Here is a 6,835-nt window from a genome sequence, read left to right as displayed (position 1 = left end):
TGACAAAAGGGCATGTCAACGTAGAGGCAGAAACCATCCTGCTGGCAATGGCACATAACATTTTTAAATTGCATTGCAAAATACAGGCACAGCGATTAGGCGTGCACCTCATCCAAGTTGTGGCAGCAGCCTGAAACAGAACAGTGCAAAAAACGAGGCGATCGGTGACCGCCTGTTTCTTGTACTGTTTTTTATGCCATGATTATCGCCAGTGTCAGATGACCGTGATTGAGGTCAAAGAAAACGGGGCTATCCGCACGAAAATGCTTTCGTGAGACAGTCCCTTTTGTCATGAGGAATGTGCTGAGGTGGATAGGCGCCTCAGTGCGCCTTGTCGCAGCGGAACTGCGCGACGGCGTTCCGGAGTTTGTCCGCCATGGCGGCGAGCTGCTGGCAGTTGGCCGCCATTTCCTCGACGGAGGCGGACTGTTCCTCGGTGGCGGCGGAGACATTTTCCGTCTGCTGCGCGATGGCCTGGCTCATCTTCTCGACCTTGGCGACGGCTGCCTGGATGGACTGCATCTGCGCGGCGGCGTTCCGCACGCGCTCCGTGGTGTCCGCCGTCATGGCGGAGGCGTGCGTGATGGAGGTTGTGACGCTGGCGAACGCGCTGCCGGCATCTTTCGCCGTCTGCGCGGCGTGGCCCGCGAGCTCCTTGCCCTGGCGCATCTGCTCGACGGCCGCCGCGGTGTCCTTCTGGATGTCGGCGATGATGGCGGCGATGCTCTGCGCGGCGTCCTGCGACTCGCTCGCGAGCTTGCCGATCTCGTCGGCGACAACGGCGAAGCCGCGGCCCGCCGTGCCCGCGCGGGCCGCCTCGATGGCGGCATTGAGCGCGAGCAGGCTCGTCTGCTGGGCGATGCCGGTGATGGTGTCGGTGATCTGCCCGATGGTCTTGGAGCGTGTGCCCAGACGGTCGATGGCGGCGGAGGTCTCCTCTACGGACGATTGCAGGGCCTGCATGCCGGACATGGCGTCGGCCGCCGTCTGGCTGCCCTGTTCCGAGCTTTCCTGCGCCTCCTTGGCGGCGCTCGCGCTCTGGTGGACGTTGTCGCTGACGCGCGTCATGCTGTCGGTGAGCGCCGCGATGGACTGTGCGGCCTCCTTGACGGCGGCGTTCTGCTCCTCTGCGGCCGAGGCGACGTTCGTGATGGCGCCCGCCGTCTGGGAGGAGGCCTGCGCGGACTGCTCGGAGCCCTTTTGGATCTGCTCCGCATGCGAGGAGACATCGTCCGCCGCCGCCTGGACGCGCTCGATGAGCGCGCACATGGAGCCCTTCAGCGTCGCGAGCATCCGCACCATGCTGCCGAGCTCGTCCTGCCCGGCGGCAGATGTGTCGATGGCGATGCGGTAGTCGCCCTCTGAGAAATGGTGCAGGATGTCCGTCGCCCGTGCGATGGGGCGCGAGAGGCTGCCCGCGAGGCGCCTGCCCGCGAAGACGATGAGGAGCTCGAGTGCGAGGAGCAGCAGGAGGGAGACGAGGATCTGGTGATGGAGCGCCGCCTGTGCCTGCTCGTTATAGGCCTGCGCCGCCGCGTCGATGTAGTCGATCCATGTCCCCGTGCAGATGATCCAGCCGTAGGGCTTGAACTCCATGGAGAAGCCGCGCTTCGGCGTGCCGACGCTCTCGCCCGGCTTGGGGAAGGAGAAGTTGGAGAAGCCGCCCGCGTCGCTTTCCGCGGCCGCGGCGAAGATCTTCCGCATGTAGTAGTCGCCGTTCTCGTCCTGGTCGTCGATGCGGCGCTTGCCTTCGACCTTGCTGCCGAGCGTGGCGTGCGCGACGCAGACGCCGGTCTGCTTGTCGTCGGCGAAGAAGTAGCCCTTTCCATCGTCGTAGCGGTCGCTCTTGATCGTCGCGATGGCGAGCGCGCGCGCCTCCTGCTCTGTGAGCGTGCCCGCCTGCTGCGCAGCGTAGATAGCGTCGAGCGAGGAGACGAGGCCCTCGGTCTGCTGGCGGATCTCGCGGTCGAACTGGTCGTTCAGGAGCTGGCGGTAGGAGGCAACGTCCGCCTGGTTCTTCGCGACGAAGGCATAGATGAAGTAGCCCGCGATGAGCACGGCGACGACGGAGCTCAGGGTGACGAACAGGACGGTGAGCCTGGTACGGATGGAATGCATGGCAAATCTCTCCCTTGGCGTGTCAGATCTGTTATAAAAAACAGATGAACAAAACTTTACTCAAAAATGAAAATCCCAACCTTAGTTATAGCATAGCATCCTGTTTTATGCAAGAAATCTCACATCTGTTCAATAAAAACATTGTTTCAATCGATGTATTGACGGAGCGCCGAACGGCATCGCCACGCGGGCGGCCTGCCTGCCACGCAAAACGCCCCCGCGGGTACCAGCCGCGGGGGCGTATCGTTTTGTTCAAACCATGACACTCATTGATTCATGCTCAGTATAACGTGTGCCTCGGTATATTTCAAGATGAAGGATGGGCCGCTCAGGCGTTTTCCTGCGCGGGTGCGGGCTCTGCCGCTTCCTTGCGCGTCATGCGCGCGGCGAGGTAGTTCGCCGCGATGGAGCCGGAGATGTTGTGCCAGACGCTGAAGATCGCGCCGGGGATCGCGGCCGCCGCGCCGAAGTGCGTGAGGGCGAGCGAGGTCGCGAGGCCGGAGTTCTGCATGCCGACCTCGATGGAGATGGCCTTGACCTTGGCGATGTCCATGCGCAGCGCCTTCGCGATGGCGAAGCCGAGCGCGTAGCCGCCGAGGTTGTGCAGGATGACGACGCCCATGACGAGCAGGCCCGTCTCCATGATGCGCTGCGCGCTGACGGAGACGACGCCGCCGACGATGAGGACGATGGCGATGACGGAGACGAGCGGCAGGAGCTTGATGAACCGCTGCACGGTCTCCGCGAAGAAGCGGTTGATGACGATGCCGAGCACGATGGGCAGGATGACGACCTGCAGGATGGAGAGCATCATCGCGGCGAAGGAGACGTCGACCCAGGCGCCCGCGAGCCACCAGGTGAGCAGCGGCGTGACGACCGGCGCGAGGACGGTCGTCGTCATCGTCATGGAGACGGAGAGCGCGACGTCGCCCTTCGAGAGATAGGTCATGACGTTCGAGGACGTGCCGCCGGGGCAGGTGCCGACGAGGATGACGCCCGCAGCGAGGTCGGGCGGGAGGTTGAATCCCTTCGCGAGCAGCCAGGCGAGGCCGGGCATGATGGTGAACTGGGCGAGCGCGCCGACGAAGACGTCGCGCGGGCGCTGGAACACGAGGCGGAAATCCTCGAGCCGGAGCGTCATGCCCATGCCGAACATCACGACGCCGAGCAGGATCGTGACCTTGGACGCCGCCCAATGGAACGTCCAGGGCTGGTAGAGCGCGACGGCCGCGACGAGGATGACGAAGACCGCCATATACTTGGAGATGAATGCGCTGAGTCTCTCGAGTGTTTTCATAAATGCAACTTCCTTTCCCTTTTGAGGTACTCTGCTGAGAGATTGTCTACGATGTTACAACTTTACAGAGTACATGTCAAGGGGCAGGGATATCTTTAGGAAGTGCATATCCTATGGAGATATGCGGTGCTCAGTCGCCGGCACCCGGCGGAACGATGGGCTCCGCGCCGTGCTCCGTGCGGAAGCGCGCGGGCGTGGCGTCGTAGGCGGGGCTTGCGATGTCGTTCTCCGGCCGCGTGTCTCCGGTGTCGATATCCATGAGGGAGAGCATGAGGTCGTAGATGAGATCGTTTGTGAAATAGGCGTCGCGGTGCGCGGCGAGCGTCTGCCATTTCGCGGCTGCGCGCGCGCGGTAGGTGTCGGAGGCGAGGAGGACGAGCGGGATGTAGGTCATGGAGGGGCGGTAGGCGTCGCCGTTGTGCATGTATCCCTCGTCGACGGCCTCGCCGTGGTCGGAGAAGTAGACGAGGCACGCGAAGTCCGGCCGCTGGCGCACGTCGTCGTAAATCTGTTGCAGGATGGCGTCCGTGTAGGTGATGGAGTTGTCGTAGCGGTCGATGAGCGTCTCGCTGCCAAAGGGATGGAAGTCCTCCGGGTAGCGGTTCTCGTAGGTGTTGTGCGAGCCCATGAGGTGCAGGACGAGGAGTGTGCGGCTGTCCGGGGCGGTCTCGATGCCCTGGAGCGCGCTGACGAGATCGCTGTCCTCGATGTGGAGGCTTTTTTCTTCGCGTCCCTTGCTCAAGAATTGCTGCGGATGGAGCCAGACCGCCTCGTCGCATTCGCTGGCGATGGCGACGAGCGGCGTGCTGTAGAGGCCGAGCTTTCCCTGGTTGCTGAGGTATATGGTATGGAATCCGGCGGCTTTGGCAGCCTCGATGAGCGTCGTCGCGTCCTCGGCGTCCGTTTCCTCGTATTGGTTCTGCGCGGTGAGCGCGTAGGAGAGCGCGGGCAGTGTGGCGACGAAGTTCGCGTAGGCGTGCTGGAAGAGAAGGCAGTCAGGCGTCCTCTGTATCTGCCGCAGCCACGGCGTCGTATCGCGCGCATAGCCGTAGGCGGACATGTGGAGGCGGTTCGCCGACTCGCCGATGACGAGGACATAGAGCCCCGGCGGCCCGTCCTGCGGCAGGCCCTGGAGCCGTGCCAGGCGCTGCGGCGCGGAGGCGACGAAGGCCTGCTGCGCCGAGAAGATCCGCGCGGTGCCGATCGCGACGATGCCGTAGATGTTGTAGGACGAGAGGGCGAGCAGCAGCGCGCCGCAGAGGAGCGATAGGGAGGCGCCGCCGCGCTTCAGCGTCGGCGCGGGGAGGACGGTGATGCGGCTGTACCAGGAGAGCAGCACGCAAAACGCGCCAAGCAGCAGGAGCAGCAGCGGCACCCGTGCGGGCGGCACGGCATCGCGCACGTATTGCAGCGCCTCCGCGGGATTCGTCTGCAGGATGGCCTGCATGGTGTCCGTGCTGAAGCAGGCGTGCGCGAAGGCATAATACCCCCAGAAGATCAGCGGCGGCAGGAAGAGCAGCAGCGCGGCGAGCAGCGCGAACGGCCGCGCGAGCAAGGAAAGGCGGCTCTGCCGGAGCGCTACTGCGCCGAGCGGCGCGGCCGCCGCGAGCGTCATGCCGAAGACCGCCGTGAAGAGCGAGAGTCCCGGTATGGTGAGCTGCATCCAGACGAGGTGCAGCGCGCGCAGCAGGATGACGGAGGAAAAGGCGAGCGCGCCGACGAGCCAGCGGCTGAGGAACGCCCGCGTCGGCAGCAGGCGCCAGGCGAAGAGACTCAGCCAAAGACTGCCCGTGAGTGTGATGTCATAGGGTGAGTGAAGCAACGCGGCCAGCAGTGAGAGCGCGAGCAGGCCGTAGGCAAGCCACAGCGGCCGGGGGAGAACATGGGGAAAGCGCAAGCAAGACACTCCTTCCAGGGAAAAGATCTGGCATCGTACAGGCAGGAGGGCAGCCGTTCCCCGCCGTCCCGCCAGCCGTAGGAAACGCCGTCGAGAGCTGCGGCGGCGTTCCAATCTCAGCGTAATACAAAAGGAAGGAAAAAGCAAGGCAAAGGACGCCTCATCTCAGAGCGCGACGCCTCGGGCCCGGCGCCTCGCGCGCGGCGCGCCACAGCTTTGCCCTAAGGAACCGCTGAATTAATCAGTGGTTCCCTAAACCGGCAGTCCCTCGCCTCAGAGTGCGATCGCCTCGGAGAAGAGGCTGCGGACGGTGTAGCCCGCGCGCGAGAGCGCGGCCGCAAGATCCGCGGCGGTGCCGTCGTAGTCGAGGTCGGCGGTGAGGCGGCCCGCCGTGATGCCGCGGAGGTAGACATGGGCGACGCCCGGGAGCGCGGCGAGGCGCTCGCGCGCAGCCGCCGCGCCGCCGAGCAGGGAGACGGGCGCTGTGAGCCGCACGTGCTGCTCGGGCGTCGCGGCTTTCTCGAGGGCGGCTCTGGCGAGCGGGCGCGCGAGCTTCCGCGCGGCGGCCGCGAGCGCCTCGCCCTCCGCGCCCGCGTACCAGTGGGAGGAGGCCGTGTCCGCCGTGCCCGCCCAGGTGATCTCGCCCGTCGAGGTGTTGATGAGGCGCGCGGCGGCCGTGAGGTAGACCTTGTGCAGGCCGGGCAGCACGGCGTCGAGGCTCTCCGTGTCCTTTGCGACGTGGACGACGGCGAGGTAGTCGCAGCCCGTAGCCGCGCGCGCGGCGGCCCGCGCGGCGGCATCCTCCGCGTCATCCGCGGCGAGCGCGGCCCGGCGCGCGGCAGCCGCCTGGCCGAGGTCGATGACGCGGGAGAAACCCTCGCGCAGCAGCGCGGCGGCGAGCGCGTTCTCGAGCGCCGGATAGCTCTCTCCCGCGGCGTCTACCGCGAGCACGCCGATGCGCGGATCCTCGAGGTTCGCGCCGATGAGCGCCTTTTTCTGCAGGCGGCTCAGCGCGTTCGCGCGCAGGCGTTCAGAGGAGACTTCCGCGCGGATGGTGATGGTGTGGACACCGCCGAGCACGTCGTGGGAGAGGATGTCATAGCGGTCGATGAAGCCCTCGGACTTCGTGTAGACGCTGTCGGAGAGCAGGCGGTAGTTCTCGAGGCGCGTGCGGCTGTCGACGTAGACGCCGACCTCCTGCTCGACGGCGGCGCGCATGGCGGCGTGCAGCGCGCTGCGCTCGTCGGCGCCCTGACCCGTGGCCGTGACGGCCGCAGCCTCCGCGCGGGCAGCGGGCAGCGGGGGCGCGGGCGCGACGAGTAGCAGGAGCATGGCGAGCCCCGCGAGGAACAAGCAGCGGAGATTTCGTTTCATGGCGATCATCCTTTCCGGTTCTTTCCCTCAATATAGCACGCGGGGATTGGCAACGCATGAGGAAGCGGCGCCTCGGCGGGCGGCGCGCCGCATCTGCCCGCCGCCACCCGCGCGGGCGCTTTCACGCGGCAGCCGAAGCGCAGCGGCGC

The 6,835-nt window shown here is 65.7% G+C and carries 4 protein-coding genes; all 4 read right to left on the bottom strand.

All coding sequences use genetic code 11. The features are described from left to right. Positions 1–321: 321 nt before the first annotated feature. Positions 322–2,118, bottom strand: a complete 1,797-nt coding sequence (locus F599_RS0105685) for a methyl-accepting chemotaxis protein (protein ID WP_019542561.1) — start codon at positions 2,116–2,118, stop codon at positions 322–324. Between the two features lie 328 nt (positions 2,119–2,446). Beyond that, positions 2,447–3,415 carry a bile acid:sodium symporter family protein gene (locus tag F599_RS0105680; protein WP_019542560.1) on the bottom strand — a complete coding sequence of 323 codons (969 nt, stop codon included), beginning with the start codon at positions 3,413–3,415 and terminating at the stop codon, positions 2,447–2,449. A gap of 130 nt (positions 3,416–3,545) precedes the next feature. After that, positions 3,546–5,312, bottom strand: a complete 1,767-nt coding sequence (locus F599_RS14775; RefSeq protein ID WP_019542559.1) for a phosphoethanolamine transferase — start codon at positions 5,310–5,312, stop codon at positions 3,546–3,548. A 273-nt stretch (positions 5,313–5,585) separates the two neighbouring features. Next, positions 5,586–6,686 (bottom strand): hypothetical protein, encoded by a 1,101-nt coding sequence (locus F599_RS0105670; RefSeq protein ID WP_156021942.1) that lies wholly within the window; start codon positions 6,684–6,686, stop codon positions 5,586–5,588. Positions 6,687–6,835 lie beyond the last annotated feature (149 nt).

Source organism: Selenomonas bovis DSM 23594 (assembly GCF_000381005.1).
Classification (GTDB): Bacteria; Bacillota; Negativicutes; order Selenomonadales; family Selenomonadaceae; genus Selenomonas_C; species Selenomonas_C bovis.
This window is presented reverse-complemented; position numbering and strand designations above follow the sequence as displayed.

What these genes read in the sequence shown, in the direction of transcription:
- F599_RS0105670 (WP_156021942.1), bottom strand. Translation starts at nt 6,686, where the DNA reads ATGAAACGAAATCTCCGCTGCTTGTTCCTCGCGGGGCTCGCCATGCTC.
- F599_RS0105680 (WP_019542560.1), bottom strand. Translation starts at nt 3,415, where the DNA reads ATGAAAACACTCGAGAGACTCAGCGCATTCATCTCCAAGTATATGGCG.
- F599_RS0105685 (WP_019542561.1), bottom strand. Translation starts at nt 2,118, where the DNA reads ATGCATTCCATCCGTACCAGGCTCACCGTCCTGTTCGTCACCCTGAGC.